Origin of the sequence: Paenibacillus sp. PSB04 (genome assembly GCF_025809195.1) — a bacterium.
GTDB classification, from domain to species: domain Bacteria; phylum Bacillota; class Bacilli; order Paenibacillales; family Paenibacillaceae; genus Paenibacillus_AQ; species Paenibacillus_AQ favisporus.
In genome coordinates, this window is record NZ_CP081301.1 from 5772865 (window position 1) to 5789797 (window position 16933).

At 53.6% G+C, this 16933-nt stretch carries 15 protein-coding genes; 5 read left to right on the forward strand and 10 right to left on the reverse strand.

Annotated elements, in window-relative coordinates:
* Nucleotides 1-77 precede the first annotated feature (77 nt).
* Nucleotides 78-974: a LysR family transcriptional regulator gene (locus K2F33_RS26565; protein WP_263879811.1), complete on the forward strand. Its 897-nt coding sequence runs from the start codon at nt 78-80 to the stop codon at nt 972-974.
* Between the two features lie 30 nt (nt 975-1004).
* Here the strand turns inward: K2F33_RS26565 and K2F33_RS26570 are convergent, their stop codons facing one another.
* The 5 genes from K2F33_RS26570 to K2F33_RS26590 form a co-directional block, all read right to left on the reverse strand.
* Nucleotides 1005-2402 carry a response regulator gene (locus K2F33_RS26570; RefSeq protein ID WP_263879814.1) on the reverse strand — a complete coding sequence of 466 codons (1398 nt, stop codon included), beginning with the start codon at nt 2400-2402 and terminating at the stop codon, nt 1005-1007.
* A 26-nt stretch (nt 2403-2428) separates the two neighbouring features.
* Nucleotides 2429-4171 carry a sensor histidine kinase gene (locus tag K2F33_RS26575; RefSeq protein ID WP_263879816.1) on the reverse strand — a complete coding sequence of 581 codons (1743 nt, stop codon included), beginning with the start codon at nt 4169-4171 and terminating at the stop codon, nt 2429-2431.
* 111 nt (nt 4172-4282) lie between these two features.
* Nucleotides 4283-5803: an ABC transporter substrate-binding protein gene (locus K2F33_RS26580; RefSeq protein WP_089546894.1), complete on the reverse strand. Its 1521-nt coding sequence runs from the start codon at nt 5801-5803 to the stop codon at nt 4283-4285.
* 39 nt (nt 5804-5842) lie between these two features.
* Complete coding sequence (locus K2F33_RS26585; RefSeq protein ID WP_076167155.1) at nt 5843-6742, reverse strand: carbohydrate ABC transporter permease; 900 nt, start codon at nt 6740-6742, stop codon at nt 5843-5845.
* A gap of 72 nt (nt 6743-6814) precedes the next feature.
* Nucleotides 6815-7684 carry an ABC transporter permease gene (locus K2F33_RS26590; RefSeq protein WP_244867372.1) on the reverse strand — a complete coding sequence of 290 codons (870 nt, stop codon included), beginning with the start codon at nt 7682-7684 and terminating at the stop codon, nt 6815-6817.
* Nucleotides 7685-8011: 327 nt separating this feature from the next.
* Between K2F33_RS26590 and K2F33_RS26595 the strand changes: the two genes are divergently transcribed.
* Nucleotides 8012-8863 carry an alkaline phosphatase family protein gene (locus K2F33_RS26595; protein WP_263879824.1) on the forward strand — a complete coding sequence of 284 codons (852 nt, stop codon included), beginning with the start codon at nt 8012-8014 and terminating at the stop codon, nt 8861-8863.
* A 15-nt stretch (nt 8864-8878) separates the two neighbouring features.
* The gene (locus tag K2F33_RS26600) at nt 8879-9856 is read left to right on the forward strand and encodes a metallophosphoesterase family protein (RefSeq protein WP_263879827.1); all 978 of its coding nucleotides are present in this window, start codon (nt 8879-8881) and stop codon (nt 9854-9856) included.
* 63 nt (nt 9857-9919) lie between these two features.
* On the opposite strand, the gene K2F33_RS26605 is transcribed toward K2F33_RS26600, so the two are convergent.
* The 5 genes from K2F33_RS26605 to K2F33_RS26625 form a co-directional block, all read right to left on the reverse strand.
* Nucleotides 9920-11185 carry an MFS transporter gene (locus K2F33_RS26605; RefSeq protein ID WP_263879830.1) on the reverse strand — a complete coding sequence of 422 codons (1266 nt, stop codon included), beginning with the start codon at nt 11183-11185 and terminating at the stop codon, nt 9920-9922.
* Between the two features lie 271 nt (nt 11186-11456).
* A complete protein-coding gene (locus tag K2F33_RS26610; protein WP_076167168.1) occupies nt 11457-11996 on the reverse strand; it encodes a superoxide dismutase family protein in 540 nt (179 codons plus the stop codon).
* 186 nt (nt 11997-12182) lie between these two features.
* Nucleotides 12183-13271 carry a Gfo/Idh/MocA family protein gene (locus K2F33_RS26615; RefSeq protein ID WP_076167171.1) on the reverse strand — a complete coding sequence of 363 codons (1089 nt, stop codon included), beginning with the start codon at nt 13269-13271 and terminating at the stop codon, nt 12183-12185.
* Between the two features lie 15 nt (nt 13272-13286).
* A complete protein-coding gene (locus tag K2F33_RS26620; protein ID WP_152403641.1) occupies nt 13287-14234 on the reverse strand; it encodes a helix-turn-helix transcriptional regulator in 948 nt (315 codons plus the stop codon).
* A 38-nt stretch (nt 14235-14272) separates the two neighbouring features.
* Complete coding sequence (locus K2F33_RS26625; protein ID WP_263879837.1) at nt 14273-15274, reverse strand: Gfo/Idh/MocA family protein; 1002 nt, start codon at nt 15272-15274, stop codon at nt 14273-14275.
* Nucleotides 15275-15597: 323 nt separating this feature from the next.
* Here K2F33_RS26625 and K2F33_RS26630 point away from each other — a divergent pair, with 323 nt between their 5' ends.
* Nucleotides 15598-16215 (forward strand): DedA family protein, encoded by a 618-nt coding sequence (locus K2F33_RS26630; protein ID WP_089546886.1) that lies wholly within the window; start codon nt 15598-15600, stop codon nt 16213-16215.
* Between the two features lie 72 nt (nt 16216-16287).
* Nucleotides 16288-16824 (forward strand): phosphatase PAP2 family protein, encoded by a 537-nt coding sequence (locus tag K2F33_RS26635; protein ID WP_244169176.1) that lies wholly within the window; start codon nt 16288-16290, stop codon nt 16822-16824.
* Nucleotides 16825-16933 lie beyond the last annotated feature (109 nt).

Sequence of the window (16933 nt, forward strand, 5' to 3'; positions counted from 1 at the left end):
TGGTCAATCACCATGATACAATACGTTGAACTATAAATAAAATGCATATTCCTCATAGGAGGTATAACATATCCGTTATGAATGAGACGCAGATCAGATTATTCGTGGCTGTCGCGGAAACGGGAAGCTTTACGAAAGCGGGCCAGATGATGAATATGACCCAGCCGGCGGTCAGCCGCGCCATATCCAGCCTGGAGTCCGAGCTCGGAGTTACCCTCCTGAATCGCCATCCGCGAAACGGTGTCGTCCTGACCGATATCGGCAAACGGATCGTGGTCACTGGCAGGGAAATTTTGCTGCAATACGAAAAAATTTCGCAGGAGGTTGCCGCCGAGAAAGGGCTCGAGACCGGCAGCATCCGTGTCGGAGCCTTTCCGGCCGCCGCATCCTTTTATTATCCGAAAATCGTCCGGGCCATCAACGACAAGTATCCGAACATTCATATTCAGATGTATGAAGGCACCGTGGAGGAAGTCCGGCATTGGCTCGATGAGCTGGTCGTGGATGTCGGCTTCCTCATTCCGCCGCTGAACGATCTGGACTCAAGGCTGCTGCGGAACGAAGCGCTTCACGTCGTTTTCCGTGACGATCACCCCTTCCGCAATTTCAAGGAAATCCGGATTCAGGATCTTTCCGATGAGCCGATGCTGGTCTGCAAGGGCGGCTATGAGCTGCCGGTTATGGAGCTGTTCCGCGCCGGGGGAGCGAATCTGAACGTGAAGCATATTACGACCAACTATCCGACCGCCCTGAACATGATCAACGAAGGACTGGGCATCTGCATCATGTCGGAGCTGTCCCTGCAGAGCGTGCCTGAACATGTCATGAGCCGGGAGTTGACTCCCAGAGCGTACCGCAAGCTGCATCTTGCCGTTCCGTCCTTCAAGCAGGCATCCATTGCCGTCAGATTGTTTGTGGATACAGCATTCCGGCTGTTCCCGCCTGCAGCAGCGCATCCCGACGAGCAAACTTAGGCGGCGGGATGCCGCACGGCATCCACGCCTTCAAACCGACTTTCGTCTAATCTGCTGGGGTGAGGCGTGATGCACCTTTTTGAACATTTTGGAAAAATGCGAAAAATTGTAGTATCCGAGAGACTTGGCCACATCAGAAATCGGCATGCTGGACTCCCTGATCATCTCTTTGGCGGCCTCCATCCGCTCACGCAGGATGTAATCCGTAATGGACTCTCCCGTTTCCCGCTTGAACAGACGGGACAAGTATGCCGGATTCAAATGCACACAACAGGCCAGCTGCTCCCTTGTGATCGGTTCATGGAGATGCTCGGCAATGTAACACTGGACACGCTGAATGACCGATGGATGGCTTTCTTTCTCGGACAACGCCGGAATAAGACGCTGGGCGGCGAGGCAGGTCTTCAGATCCCGCTCTACATCCTCAAGCTTTCCCAGCTCCAGCAGCTGTATCCAATTCCGGAGCTTGGCAGCAGGCACCTGGCCGCTCTCCGGTACGAACCCGGCCAGCCGGTACACCTCATTCGATTTGTTCAGATTGACGTACTCCATCTCAAGCAGCTTTTGATAGGTTTCGCCAATTTCGAATAATGTCGACGGCTCCCCGATGTAGCAGGATAAGGTGCAGTGAAAATAACGCCGGCAGGACTCCAGGTAGGCCATGCAGCGGTCATACAATGTATCTTCGCGTATCTCCCCATCCTCCGGACCGTACAAAATAACAACGTTGACCCCCTGCTTGGTTTGGATCACCTCACCGCGGCCGGGATCGAGCAGCATCTCCTCCGCTGCTTTGCGGATGTTGTATTCCATCATTTCTTCATCACGGGTGCTGTACTCCCGCATCCACGATTCCACGCTGACCAGAACAGGCATGAAGGTCGTCCCCGATAAAGAAAGCAGCTCATGCTCCTGCAAAATTTTAAGCACGTTATCCGGTGTGCAATGGATGCGCCGGGTAAGGACGTCGTTCCAGAATTTCTCGGTGATCAGCCCTTTTCTCTTCTGCCAGGTTTCATTGTACCGTTCCCTCAGCTCCGTCATCTCCCGTTCCTGCTTGACAGACTCCAGCGCCCTGGCGATCGACGACTTCAGCACGTCGTACTCTATCGGCTTCAGCAGATAGTCAAATCCGTCGAGCTGAATCGCCCGCTGCATAAAATCAAAATGGGCATGAGCCGTCAAAAATATCGTTTCGGTTTCCGGCGAAATGTCATTAACGCGCTCCAGCAGCTCAATTCCGGTACCTTTCGGCATTTCAATATCACAGATCATCACGTCGATCGCCGCACGCTCGAACACTTTCAGCGCGTCCCTGAGATTATAAGCCTCGTAAATCTCTGAAACCTGCAGCGCCTCCCAATCGACACCGCTCTTGATTCCCATAACGGCATACATTTCATCATCCACGATCAGCACTTTATACATCAGGTTCCCTCCAGTTCTGTTCAAGATTAGGAAGCGAACTCCTCCACCCTCCGGTGGGGAATCGTCAGCGTGACGACGGCGCCGCCCTCAGGAGCATTCCCAAAAGACAGTCCTGCTTCGCTGCCAAAAAAATGCTTCAAGCGGTACAGGACGTTCGTCATGCCCAGATGCTCGCCGCTCCGGCTCTCCATATATGCTCCTGTCTGCAGCAACTGCAGCGTCTCTTCGTCAAACCCGGCGCCGTTGTCGGCAATAACGACCGTCAGCTCTCCCGTCCCTGCGTGATCGATACGGATATCGATATGAAACGGATGGTCCATAAAATCAAAGCCGTGTTTTATCGCATTTTCGACAAACGGTTGAATGAGCAGCGGCGGAACCGCTGCCTGGGCAAGCTCCTCCGGCAAATGGCAGGCATATGTCACCTGGTCCGGAAAGCGGACCTGTTGAATCCGGATATAGCTCTCCAAATGTTCCATTTCCTCCGCCATTGTCACCGCCACCTGGTTCGTACGGGTCGCAAAGCGGAAATATTGAACGAGATTCAGGCACATCAGCTGAATGACGCCGTAATTTTGAATTTGGGCCAAATTGTATACGATATTGATGGAGTTCAGCAGAAAATGGGGATTGATCTGAAGCTGCAGATGCTTCAGCTCCGCTTTGTGCGCCTTGATCTGCTCCTCGTACACGCTGATTTTCAGTTCTTGAATTTCAGAAGCCATATTGTTAAAGGTTTCATTGATGATCATAAATTCCTTCGATTTGGAAGGCTTCAGCCGGTAAGCCAGATTGCCGTTCTTGATGCTCCGCATACCACGGATCAAGCTGTTCATCGGCTTCAAGATGATATCGTTCAAGTAGATCAAATAAATGATCAGGACGATGACCGCCAAGACGGAAATCATCAGGATCCCCCGTCTGAAATGGTATAGATTCTGCAGCATCCGGGCTTCCGGAATAAAGGCGCCCAGGCTGAGTTCCGTACTCTGGATCGGGTGCTGGACCACGATATACCGTCTTCCATCCGCCTTTACGGCCTGGTAGGTATCGGTTGTTTCTTCGAGCGGCGGGATGTCCAGCTTGGGCGAATCGGGAGACGCCGAACTGGTGATCAATTCGCCCGCTTCGTTCAAAAAGCCGGCGTAGCCGTCCTTCCCGAGATGAACCAGATCGAGCGGGATCATCAAGTTTTTCAGCTGAACGAACGCCCCTAAATAGAAACCATCACCCGCATCCACAAGCCGGATCAGGGCGTATTTGCCCTTGCTGTATGGAATCGCCTTCCACTGCATGAACACAGGGCTGTCCGGACGGGCATTTTTCACCACTTGCTGAATAGCCATTTGGATCGACTGCAGTTCGTCATAAGACTGCGTCTTGATCGGCGTATTGAACAAATCATGGTTCTGCACCGAATAGATGAACTGAAGGTCCACGCTGTTATCGAACCGGTGATAGCGCGTAAGGCTGTTCAGGATCCGGGCCTTGGCCAGAACATATTCGTCTCCATCGTTCAGCAGCTGGGACAGCGCGGCAATGTTGGGATCCTCGACGGCAAAGTTGTACAAAAACTTGATCTCCTTGTTGAGCGCCGCCTCGATCTGGCTTGAATAGAGGATGATCGAGTTTTTGTTCGAATCGGCCACCTGTTCCCGGACCGTGTTCATCGCGTAGTAATTGTTATAGAGCAAAAGCAGGAAGAGCGGAAGCGTAATGGCAATGAAGCCGATCACTAATTTGCTGCGCAGCGAACGTTTGATATTCATAGCTCTGTCGGTCCTTTTTGTCAAAATAAAGTGTTTCAGGAAGGGGAATAGGGAATCCCCATCCCCGGTTTTAAGCTATACCGGTTGGAGATTCCCTCGTAACTGCCGATGTTATGGATTCGCCTTCGCCCATTCGGCGAGCTGTTTGTCTACTTCCGCCTTGACTTTGTCAAAGCCGGCCGCCTTGCGTTTTTCCTTCCACTTGGCAATGATTTTCTCCGGATCCGCGGCACCGGAGCGGAGTGTGGCGTCAAACTCTTTTTCCACGTTGGCGATGGAGGCCAGCTCCGATTTGACCGGCTCCTGGTCAAAAGCAAATCCGAGGGCGATCGACCGTTCCGCCCGCTCGTTGAACTTCTCGAATTCCTTCCACTTGTTCGGATCCTCGTTCGCCCACAGATAAGAATTGAACTGGTTGCCGAACATCCAGCCTCCCGGATTCGGGTAGGTTTGCGTGTCCGCATTGACGCCTTCCGGATAATCGATGACCTGGTCGGATTTTTTCACGTAATGCTTGCCCTCAATGCCCCAATCCAGCATATTGAGCAGTTTCGGATCGTTGTACAGCAGATCCAGGAACATCATGGCCCGCGCCGGATCCTTGGATGTCCGGGAAATGCCGAGCATCGCCCCCTGCGCATCTCCCGTCGTCGTGAACGGCTCCGCCGTCTCGACCTGTACCAGGTCCACGCCCGTCGTGACGCTCATCTCCTTGTCTTTGCCCGGTTTCAGGGATTGGGCCACGGCGAACGCCTTGCCGGCTTTAATCATATTCATTCCCTGGTCGGCGTCAGAGGTCAGAATGTCCTTGTCGAACCAGCCGTTCTGATACCACTGATGCATCCGTTTGAAGAAGTCGATGAACTTGGGATCCTCAAGCGTATCGATCGCTTTAGGTTCCTTGCTTCCCCGCGGAACGGCCAGATTCGCCACGATCCCGTCGTAATTGGCCGCACTCCAAACATTCGTGAACTTGCTGGAGACGACCGGGGTCACGCCAGGCTCGTTGTCTTTAATCGTTTTGAACATCGCTTCCATATCTTCCAGCGACTTGACGCCATTGATATCGAATTTGTATTTGTCCACCAGCTTCTTGTCGAGCAGGAAACCGAAGCCCTGTCCGAATTCCTTCTTCGTCGGCAGCGCGTACAATTTGCCGCCGATCTTCGAGCCCTTAATGAAGTCATCTCCGAGAATTCCCGGAATGTCCTTGCCGTACTGCGCCATCAGCTCATCCAGTTCCACGAACTGGCCTTTGGCCACATCCTTGGCATACGAGAACCAGCTTGCCGTAAACAGCAGGTCGAACGGCTCGTTGGAAATCTTCATCAGGTTGGTCTTGTCATCCCATGACGCCCATTCAATCGGCCTAAGCTCGATCGTCGCGTTGATTTTTTCCGTCAGGTATTTGCTCATCTCATCCTGGACCAGCTGCAGATCCTTGGGTGCGGACGCCGGATATACCAGCGTAATTTTATAAGGCTTCAGACCGGTGCCGCTGTCCGAACCGGAGCCGCCGGCGGCCGTGCCTGAAGCTTCGCCGGAGTCACCTGCACCTCCTTTGCCGCAGCCCGTCAGGGCAAGCATTCCGCACAGCATCATGATCAGCACCAAATGGTAGGCTTTTTTCATTGTCGACGCTTCTCCTCTCAATGATTAAATGATGTAGAGTCAGCCCTTGACGGCGCCGCTCGTTATCCCGCTGATGTAATATTTCTGGAAGAACGGGTAAGCGAACAGCAGCGGGGCAATCCCGACGATGGCCAGCGCCATCCGGACCGTTTCCCGGGGCATCTTGGCCAGCAGCTCGCCCACCTGGGCGGAGCTTCCCGATTTCATCAGCAGGTATTGGATATTGGTTAACGTTTTGGTCATCAAGTACTGAATGTTGTACAGCTCAGGCTTATCAATAAACAGCATGCAGTTATACCAGTCGTTCCAATAAGACAGCGTGTTGAACAGCCCGATGGTCGCCATGATCGGCAGCGACAGGGGCAGGACGATGCTGAAAAATATCCGGATTTCGCTGGCTCCGTCAATGGTCGCCGACTCCACGACCGACTCCGGAATAGTCGATGAGAAGAAGCTTCGCATCAAGAGCACGTTGAAGGCGCTCAGCAGCAGATTGGGAATGATCATGGCGAAAATCGTATTTTTCAGGTCAAACATGTTGACATACGTCATATACCAGGGCACCATCCCCCCGCCGAACAGCATCGTAAAGAAAATATAAAAGGATAACGTACGCCGCAGGGGCAAATCCGGACGGGACAACGGATAGGCGAACAACGCGGTCATGAGCAAACTGACCACTGTTCCGATCAGTGTCGTCAGGATGGTGACGCCGTAGGCCTTAGCGATTTCCGAGAAATCGTTAAACAAAAACTGGTACGCAGCAAAGCTGATTTCCTTGGGGAACAAGGAATACCCCTTTTGCAGGATTGAATCCTCACTCGAGATCGACACCATAAAAATCAGTATAAAGGGAATCAATGATGCCAGTGTAAAAGCCCAGAAAAACAGGTGGATCAAAGAAGGGCCGATGATTTTTTTCACGCTTGCTGTCCTCATGACGTTCCTCTACCTTTCTTGGAAAAATCAATGACGCTTGCACACATCCCTTGCGACGAAAAACGCGGCTCCCTAAAACAAAGCGTCACGCTTGTTGATCCGCCGGACGGCTGCGTTAGCTGCCAGAATCAGGACAAAGCAGACGACCGATTGATAGAAGCCCGCCGCCGAGGACATCCCGATGTCGCCCGACTGCGTCATCGCCCGGTACACGAATGTATCGATCGTATTCGTGGTCGGGATAAGCGCGCCCGTGTTCATCGGCACTTGGTAGAACAAGCCGAAGTCGCTTCTGAGGATTCCGCTGACCGCAAGCAGTGTCATCGTAGTAATGACGGGCGTGATCAGCGGGATCGTAATCCGCGTCATCTGTTTCCACTTGCTGGCGCCGTCGATGGTTGCCGCCTCGTAATACTCCTTGTCAATCCCGATAATTGCGGCGAAATAGATGACCGACAAGTACCCTACGTTCTTCCACGCATTAACGATCACGAGGATATACGGCCAGTAGCGGGGCTCGCCGTACCAGGAAACGGCTTCAGCGCCGAACCATTTGGCGATAAGCCGGTTCACCAGACCGCTTTCAACATTCAGAAAGCTGTAGACCAGGTACGCCACAACGACCATGGAAATGATGTGCGGCAGCAGAAAGGTGCTCTGGTAGAACCGGGTGATGACCTTGTCCCTGATTTCGTTAATCAGCAGCGCTGCGAGGACGGCCAGCACCAGATTCAGGACGATAAACACGAAGTTGTATAGAAAGGTGTTTCTCGTAATGACATAGGCGTCCTGGGAGTTGAACAAAAATTTAAAGTTGTCCAGTCCCGCCCATTCGCTTCCCCAAATGCCGTCAACATAATTGTAATTTTTGAAAGCCAGGATGACGCCGTACATGGGGATATAGTTGTTGATGAATAAATAAATGACTCCCGGCAGTGTCATCAGCAGCAGCCATTTGTATTTCTTCAGTTGTCTCCGGAACGTGGAAACCCGCCGGATCTTTGCCGGGCTCACCGCATTCCGGTCAAGCTGCACCGCCTCTTGCATGATCTCACTCCTTTTTGTCGTTTCGTGACCAGTAACCCCTTACAATTCCGATTCTATATGGTGCAAGCAAAGACCGGCTACCACGATGATGACTTCCTGCTAACGCTCTGATGACTTGTTTGCTTATTTCCCAATCGGTGGTTGACACCCCGTACAGGAATCTTTATGCTAGGGGCGTGATCGATCCTATGAAAGCGAAATCATCTTTGGGGAGGTTGACCCATGAGCAATGCAAATGCCGTTTCGCGCGTGTTCATTCTGGGAATGGACGGCGCAGGCAGCTTTATTCAGCACACGGCTACACCGGTCATCGATGCTTTTCTGGCAAAAGGGGCCGTCACCTATGACGCCCAAGCACAGTCGCCGACAATCAGCGCGGAATGCTGGGGCTCCGTGCTCCACGGCGTCGTGCCGGAGAAGCACGGACTAACGAACGAGGTCGCTGCGAGCGAGCCTTATCCTGCCGAATCGCCTTACCATTCCGTATTCCGGCTTGCAAGGAAGGCATGGCCCGAGGCCAAGCTCGCCTCCTTCACCAGCTGGAGCCCGATCAATGACGGGATCGTTGAGGATGGCATCGGAATACATAAGGAATCTCTGCCGGATGCCGATCTGGTTCAGGCCATCCAGAACTATCTGGAACAAAATCCGGACGTCAAACTGCTGTTCATGCAGCTGGATGAACCCGATGCAGCCGGACATAAGCATGGCTATGGACCGGACTCGCCGGAATATTTGAATGCGATTACACAAAATGACGTCCTGTTCGGTCAGGTCCTAGGTACCCTTGAGCGGCTGGGACTTCTTGAAGACAGCCTGGTGATTGTATTGACCGACCATGGCGGCGGAGGCGACGACAAATTCAGCCACGGAAGCGATCATCCAATGGATAAAAATGTGTTCTGGGGCTGCGTGGGGCCGGGAATCGAGCCGGGAACAACCATCGGAGAAATCTCGATTGTGGACACCGCGGCTGTCGCCGCAGCCGCTCTAGGCCTGGATATTCCGGATGCCTGGGATGCCGTTGTCCCTGCCGGCTTGCTCCAGACCCGGTCCATGCCGGAAAACGCATAGCGGGAGGATAGGCAGATGAGGAAAACATTGCGGTTTCGCGAGGACGGCACGTTCACCATTGTCCAATTTACGGATACGGAGTTTTGCGAGCCTGATGATGAAGAGCTTCAAATGAAGGATATGATGCGAAGGATTATTGAGGCGGAACAGCCCGATCTGGTCGTCTACACTGGTGACGTGATCGCCAGCAATAAAAGCCCGAATCCGGCCGCAGCGTTTCGGGATGCGGTGTCGGTTCCGGAGCAGATGGGCATCCCCTGGGCAGCCGTCTTTGGTAACCACGACTCCGAGGCTCCCGATATGACGCGGGAACAGCTTCATGCCCTGCAGCTGTCCCACCGATACTGCTATGCGATTCCCGATCCGCCCCACGTCAAGGGCACCGGCAACTATTGTCTGGAAATCCGGGATTCACACCGGGACAACACGGAGGCCGTCCTTTACTTTTTGGATTCGGGCAGCTACTCGCCACTGGAGCACCTGCGCGTCGGATTTTACGACTGGATCCGCCGCAGCCAGATTGAATGGTATACACAGCAGTCCTACCGTCTTACGGCAGGCAACGGCGGAGTCCCGCTGCCCTCGCTTGCCTTCTTCCATATCCCGCTGCCCGAATATAACGATATTTGGGATTTCTCGGTCTGTTATGGGAACAAGCTAGACCGCCACTGCTGCGCGCCCTGGATCAACACCGGTTTTTTTGCGAGCATGGTTGAGATGGGCGACATTCTCGGTACCTTTGTCGGCCATGATCACGGCAACGATTTTTGGGGAACGCTGCACGGTATCCGCCTGTGTTACGGCCGGACTACCCGCAACGCTTATCTGGATCAGCCATTCATGCCCGGAGCCCGGGTCATCCGGCTCACGCAAGGGGAGCGAAGTTTTGACACCTGGCTGCATCTGCAGGACGGTTCCGTCATACGCGACCAGCCAGTTCATGCACCGACAGGCAGACCCGTCCAGGCGGGAATGCCGGCAGCAGCCGAATAACAGTCTAAAAAAGCCGTTCAAGCGATGCGGATTGCATCCGCTCTTGAACGGCTTTGTTTGGGTTCAACCTGTGATTTCGGCTTTCTTCTCGTAGTAGCTTGCCGGAATGATTTTAAAAACCTGAACATACAAAAGCGAGCTGAGGATCGTTGCCAGGAGGATGAAGCCGAACACGACCACCGGCGGAAACCACGACGACAGCATAATCGTGACCGGAGCGATAAACCGGCCGACCGAGAACTGCAGATTCGCCGCCCCCATGTATTGCCCTCTCGCGTGTTCAGGCGCATATTTGCTGATAAAGCTGTCGGTGACGGGGCTCCGCGACAGCTCGCCGATCGTAAACACAAACGTAAACACCAGCAGCAGCCACACCTGCGTCGTCAAACCGATCAAGAACATTCCCCCGCCAAACAGCAAGGCCGACATGATCAGGATGTTCCGTTCGGACCAGCCCTCGAACAGCTTGGTTATAGGAAGGACGCACAGCACGAACAGCAGACCGTTCAGGCCCAGCATCAACCCGAATACCTGCGCGCTGCTCAGGTTGAACGTCCAGCCGCTGAAGGACAGCAGCGCCTGTCCCGGCACGTATTCTTTGACATACATCGCAAGATACATATCCAGCTGCATAAAAGCAATCGTCACCAGGATGCCCGCGGCAATATAGAGCGCAAACACCTTGTCCTTAAAAATGACGCCGTAACTCACCACCTGCTCCTTCAAGATAGCGGTCAGCTTGCTGCGGGTACGATTCATCCTTGCCGATCCCGGAAGCGTCTCCCTGCTGAACAATAAAATGGTCAAAAAGTACAGAAGCGTTACCGACGTGCAGGTCCACAATAGCTCGTGCCGGTACTGGAAGAAGAATACGGAACCCAGCGCCGGGCCAAAGACCGCCCCGATATTTCTGCCCGTCACGAAGGTTGCGAATACCATCCGCCGGTCCTTTTCCGGAGTCACGTCGGCTACCATGGCCGAGCTTCCCGGCGAATAGATCGCTCCTCCCAGCCCGAGTCCGATATATGCGGCATAGTCGAGCCAATGGGACGGGGATAGCGCAAAAACCGCAAACATGCAGGACTGCATGCAAGCCCCGAGCAGCATGGCAGGCCTCCGGCCGAAGCGGTCCGCCAAATACCCGCCGAACAAGCTCCCGAGCAGGCTGACCAAGGGGGGAACAGCCATCAGCATACTGGCCGCGGTCTTGCCGAATGCGTCGCTGAAAAACAGGGTGATGTAAGGAAAGTACATCCAAAACAGCAAATTGAAGAGTGTGTCGCCGATCAGCCGGATTTGCAGGTTCAAATCCCATTTAAGCCAGTTCACAACAGAGGTTCCTCCTGTTTTATGATGGGGTCGTTTTTCTTCCTGGAGAATCATTGGCGGTAAAATAGCCGGTCATGTGGAAAAAATGGAAGGAGTTTTAATATATCACAGGAATATGGAGCCGGGCAACGTTTTTTTGCAAGCGATAACAATCCCGTTCCGATATGAGCTTGTGACACGTCGAGAACACAAAAAACTCCTGAAGGCATCTTTCCTTCAGGAGTGTATATCATCGCTATCGGCAGCCAGGAATGCTGACGGCTGTCCGCAGCTATTCAATCCGCGCACAGGCGATCCGGTTGCCGGAGTTCCCCGACGGGTCGGTCACGTAATCGTCCGCTTTCTCATGGATGATGATCGCGGTTCCGCCCGGCTTCAGGAGCGAATTGGCGGCTCCCTTGTTAAGCGTTACGGACTGGGTTTCCAAATCGGCGGTTACCGTCCCGTCCTGCTTCACCTGAATGTTCAGCAGGTCTCCGGCATGATAGCCCTTCGGATTATGGAAGCCGTGCTGCTTGCCGGTCGGGTTGAAATGGGCTCCAGCTGTTTTAAAGTCAGGCGGATCACACTTGCCGTTTTCGTGGAAATGAATGCCGTGCTCACCTGGCGGCAGATTCGCGGCTTCGATATGGATCTGAACTGCGGCTCCTTTTTGAGTCAGAAGCGCCGTCCCTACTTCTCCGCCTTTGGAATCTACGATTTTCACCTTCAGCTGCGGCTCTTCCGAATTGGCATAAGCAGCCGGTGTTACGGCGGCGGATCCGAGCAGAAATCCGGCGCTGAGGCAGACGGACATCACCATTTTTTTCATACTTGCAATCGTCCTCCTGTATTCTGGTTTTAGGTCTCCCAAAATCAGGTTTGCCTATTTCCCGAAAAAGATAACACCTGTGCCGGACGGAAATCCGAAAAAATAAAAGCAGCCCGAAGATCCCAGAGCGGGAAATTCGGACTGCTGTAACCATGCGGGTTAAAGCAATGGACTTGGTTAGCGCAGTTACACGAGATCAGGAATATGAATCTCGACTTCCTTCTTCGTCTGCGCGGAGCGGATAATGCCGTCAATAATGGCCTGATTCCGCAAAATTTCCTCGCCCGGAATCGGAGCCGGCGTGCCTTCACGCAGCGCGCGGACAAAATCCTTGATTTTCTCCTCAAACACATTGATTTCATGCTTGATGAGCGGAATATTGCTCTCGGTATGATGTCCCTGGATGTCATGGAACAGCGAGATGGAGCCGACATGCCCATCCCATACCCCGCTCCAAGGGCCGCTGCCTGCCGGAAGCACCTTCATGCCCGCATCCGTGCCGAGGAACATCGTCGCACCAAGCGTATCCATATGCATCGCCCAGGACGTCTTGAAGTTCAGGACCAGGTCTCCTTCGAACCGGACCATGGCCACGCCGAAATCCTCAACGTCAAATTGTCCGGCTTCCGCGTGGTATTTCGGATTGGTGCCAAAATAGTTCGAGGTATAGGCAGAGACGGTCAGCGGCTTCGGATAGCCAAGCGTGTTGAGCGCCAGGTCCAGCGAATAGCAGCCGATATCGGCCATCGCGCCTGCTCCGGCGATATCTTGGCGGATAAACGTTCCGCCCGGCATGCCGCGGCGGCGTCCGCCCCCGGTTTCCACGTAGTACACTTTACCCAGTTGTCCGTTCTGGACCATGTTTTTAATGATGGCCATGTTCGGGTCGTAGCGCGGCTGGAAACCGACGTTCAGCATTTTTCCAGTTTTCTTGGATACCTGCACCATTTCGACCGCTTCGTCCAGCGTGACCGACATCGGTTTCTCCAGCATGACGTTTTTGCCGGCTGACAGGGCGTCCACCGTTGTGCGGTAATGCGCCACGTTCGGCGTACAGATGCTTACGCCATCCAGATCCAGCTCGAGCAGCTTACGGTGGTCGTCAAAGCCGGTCGCATCCGGCAGGTCCCAGCGCTCAATGAATTGCTGCGCCTTGTCTGGCAGAATATCCGCCACCCCGACGATTTGAACATCCTCGATTCCTTTGTAAGCCCGGGCATGCGCTCCGGCGATGCCCCCGCTTCCGATAATGCCAATCCGAATTGTTTTTCCCACGAGATCGTAATCCTCCTATACTTTCGCGTTCTTTCTCCGGTATTCCGACGGCGTGTAGCCGTACCTCTTCCGAAAAACGGTATGCAGATAGCTTCCGCTGGAAAATCCGCCCTGAACGGCGATTTTCTCGATGGACCAGCGCGTCTCCACCAGCTGGCGGCACACTTCCTGCAGGCGGAAATCCTCCAAAATTTCGCTGAAGGACCGCCCGCCCCCCTGATCCTTAATGATCCGCTGCAGCTGCCTCGAGCTGATATGCAGCTTGTCGGCCACATCCTCCAGCACCACTTCGCCGGAAGAGTTGGCATGAATGTACTCCAGAGCCAGCTGGTACCGGTAGGCCTTCATGTCCCGGGACGGAAGCTCCGCCTCCCGTGGTTCCGGCTCGTAAGCGCGCACGGCACGGAGCAGAATTTGAATGATGCAGTTTTTGATCGTTGTATACAGTCCTAAATATTTTTGCTGTGAGGCGTTGAAGGCCTCCAGGAAAAACGGCATCGCCCGGTACGTATCCATCACGGGCTTCAGCGGCAGCGTCCGCAGCTTCTCGATGCAGTCATGCGCCTCGGCCGCCTCCCACGGATCGGCGTATGGACGCGGCGACTGCCCGGAATCCTGGACCTGCGACAGGTCCCGGATATCCACATGCAGACACAGCTCATCCATCGATTCCTCGGGATCCGCTTCCTGGTAATGGAGCACCTCCGGCCCCGTCAGGTAGAACATGCCCTCCTGAAGAGCATAGGGTTCATCCACCAGGATCACCGTTCCCTTGCCGCGCGGTATAAAGTGAAACTCAAACTCGGCATGCTTGTGAAAGGACACGATTTTCCCCGGAGGAAAAGAAGTCAAATGAAAACGTATCACCCGAATCTCATAATTTCCCCAATAGATGCGTAAATCCAGACGCTCCAAAGCATCCTGGCGTCCCTGCATAGTTTCGTATGGAAAATTATTCATCATTGCAGCAACATCCTTATGTCTGATAAGTTCTGTGATGGTTAGCCTTGCAGTTCGTTCAGTTTAACGGTGCGGCGCTCGGCGTTCGACAGATTGGCCGCTTCCATGAGCTTCGTCAACTCGATCGCCATCGCAATGTTTTCGTCGGCAGTTGTGCCTTGTTCTATATGGCTGATCCACTGCTCAAACGCGCTTTCGCGGTTGGCCGGAACCGGAATCTCGACCCAGGCATCCTTGTATTCCTCATTGCGGGTCGTACGAAGCAGCAGCTTGCTGTCCGGCGTTCCGAACAGGATCGTTCCTTCGGTGCCGTGCACCTCCACGGTAAACGGCGAAAAGTTGTTCACGAATCCGGCTTCTACGACGCCTACTGCGCCTGATTTCGTAGACAATGTCGCAACCGCATTGTCTTCCACTTCTTTTCCGGTTATGTATCCAAATTGCGCGCTCACGTCCACAGGCTCTTCTCTCAAGAAAAGTCGCGTCAAATACATGGGATGGCAGCCAAGATCGATCAGGGCGCCGCCGAGCGTCTCTTCCTTCTTATAAAAATGCGCAGGCAGCCAATTGGCCGTTGCCCCGTTGTGGGACAGCCGCACACGTACATAAGTTACTTTGCCCAGGAGCTCCTGGTCCAGAAGTTCCCGAATCGCCAGCGTATAGCCGTCGTTCAGTCGGGGAAGGGATACGGTCAGCTTCACGTTATTTTTCTCCACAGCCGCAATAATGTCGTTGACCTCGCTAAGTGTTGCGGCAATAACCTTTTCCGTAAAGATATGCTTGCCGGCTTCTGCCGCTTTGATCATGACTTCGCGGTGCATGTTCGTTGGCGCATCCACGATGACCCCATCGATATCGTCACGGCTGAGCATTTCATCCAATGATGCGTAAAAAGTCACGCCCTGCTTATCGGCGGCTTCTTGCCCACGCTCCGGATTTTCGTCCCACACAGCCACGATTTCCGCACCCGGATGAGCCTCAGCCTGTTTCGTATAGTCCCATGCATGCACATGCCAATAGCTTATTTTACCGATTCTGATCATATCCAGCGCTCCTCAGTATTTAATATTAAGACATCATGCCCTTAATCTAACACATGAAAAACCGTTAATACAGTATAATATTACGACAATTTTATATAAAATCGCGCCGCAAGAAAAACCTGGTCTTAAGACGGGTTTCCGCCCCAACCGGAGACGGTTTTGTTCCGGCAAAAATTTGCGTATCATGGGAATACAAGTTCTTCCGGACTGTTAAGAAATCGGGCAGACGGCTTAATACTTTCTTAAGCTTTCTATTCATCCGTTCTTAATCTTTGCTAATTAAAATGGAAAGCACAAGTACAATCAACGATAAGGAGATTTTTATGGATGTGCTGGGATATATCGAGCGGCTGTTCGGACAGTACGGATATTGGGTCCTGCTTCTCGGACTTCCGCTAGATGCCATCGCTTTGCCGATCCCGCCAGGCAATACGACGCTTACCTACACCGGGTATTTGTCCTATAAAGGCGTACTGGACCTGCTGCCGGCTTTAGGTGCCGCCTACCTCGGCTCCATCGTCGGGCTGACGGTTACTTATGTGCTAGGGTACAAGCTGGGTCAGCCGCTGATTGAGCGCTACGGGAAATGGCTGTTTCTCAAACCGGAGCATGTGGAAAAGACCGCCAGAGTATATCACAAATACGGCAACAAGCTGCTGCTGTTCAGTTATTTCATTCCGGGAGTCAGGCAGTTTATCGGCTACTTTACAGGGATCATCCGCGTCCCTTACCGCACCTTCGCCTTGTACGCCTACACGGGATCCGCGCTCTGGGTTACCGTCTTTGTCGGGATCGGCTACATTTTCGGCAATCAATGGCAGCTGGTCTTGACCTGGACGGAGCATTTTTTGAAATATGTCGTGGCCGCCGTGTTCGCCATTCTGGCCGTATACGTTTACCTGAAATGGCGCAAGCGTACCAAGGTTCATTCGAGGCAATGAGGCAATAGGGTTAAGCTTCGGACGCTGACGACCATTCGAAGCAAAAAACATATTTTTGAGGAGGACCGTTGCATGATCATCACCCGTTATATGGAGCAGGCGCACGGCTGGGACCGGCGCATATTCCACTGGATTAACCGCACTCAGAATCCGACCATGCTCCATGCTGCATTGCGCATGCTGACCCACCTGGGCGGCGCGCTGTTTACGATCACCCTGACGCTGTCCGTGGCGCTGTTTGCTCCCGAGCCGTGGCGGACAACGAGTTTGCAGAGCTTTGCCGCGCTGGCCATCAGCTTTTTGATTACGACCCTGATTAAACGCAAGGTCCAGCGGATTCGCCCCTACCTCGCTCTCGAAGGCGTTAGGGTTGGCAAAAACCCGCTGAAGGACCCCTCGTTCCCGTCCGGGCATTCGACGGCCATCTTTTCCATCATTACGCCGTTTCTGTTTATGGGCTCTTGGGTCGCCGTCCTGCTGCTTGTTATGGCACTCATCGTCTGTATTTCCCGGATCTATCTCGGACTGCACTACCCTTCGGACTGTCTGGTCGGCAGCTTCGTCGGCGGCGTGACGGCGGTGCTCACAGTCGCCGTGATCAATCTATGAGTTTATATACAGCATAAAAAGTGCAGTCCGCTGGGGACTGCACTTTTTTGAGCTGCCGTTATGACCGCCAGCGGCGTACCGAGCCACTGCCGATTCGGCTGCTTATGCC

Excerpts from the sequence above, each read along its gene's own strand:
- K2F33_RS26590 (WP_244867372.1), bottom strand. The coding sequence starts at position 7,684 with ATGACACTGCCGGGAGTCATTTATTTATTCATCAACAACTATATCCCC.
- K2F33_RS26625 (WP_263879837.1), bottom strand. The coding sequence starts at position 15,274 with ATGATCAGAATCGGTAAAATAAGCTATTGGCATGTGCATGCATGGGAC.
- K2F33_RS26565 (WP_263879811.1), top strand. The coding sequence starts at position 78 with ATGAATGAGACGCAGATCAGATTATTCGTGGCTGTCGCGGAAACGGGA.
- K2F33_RS26585 (WP_076167155.1), bottom strand. The coding sequence starts at position 6,742 with ATGAGGACAGCAAGCGTGAAAAAAATCATCGGCCCTTCTTTGATCCAC.
- K2F33_RS26595 (WP_263879824.1), top strand. The coding sequence starts at position 8,012 with ATGAGCAATGCAAATGCCGTTTCGCGCGTGTTCATTCTGGGAATGGAC.
- K2F33_RS26575 (WP_263879816.1), bottom strand. The coding sequence starts at position 4,171 with ATGAATATCAAACGTTCGCTGCGCAGCAAATTAGTGATCGGCTTCATT.
- K2F33_RS26600 (WP_263879827.1), top strand. The coding sequence starts at position 8,879 with ATGAGGAAAACATTGCGGTTTCGCGAGGACGGCACGTTCACCATTGTC.
- K2F33_RS26630 (WP_089546886.1), top strand. The coding sequence starts at position 15,598 with ATGGATGTGCTGGGATATATCGAGCGGCTGTTCGGACAGTACGGATAT.
- K2F33_RS26580 (WP_089546894.1), bottom strand. The coding sequence starts at position 5,803 with ATGAAAAAAGCCTACCATTTGGTGCTGATCATGATGCTGTGCGGAATG.
- K2F33_RS26570 (WP_263879814.1), bottom strand. The coding sequence starts at position 2,402 with ATGTATAAAGTGCTGATCGTGGATGATGAAATGTATGCCGTTATGGGA.
- K2F33_RS26610 (WP_076167168.1), bottom strand. The coding sequence starts at position 11,996 with ATGAAAAAAATGGTGATGTCCGTCTGCCTCAGCGCCGGATTTCTGCTC.
- K2F33_RS26635 (WP_244169176.1), top strand. The coding sequence starts at position 16,288 with ATGATCATCACCCGTTATATGGAGCAGGCGCACGGCTGGGACCGGCGC.
- K2F33_RS26620 (WP_152403641.1), bottom strand. The coding sequence starts at position 14,234 with ATGATGAATAATTTTCCATACGAAACTATGCAGGGACGCCAGGATGCT.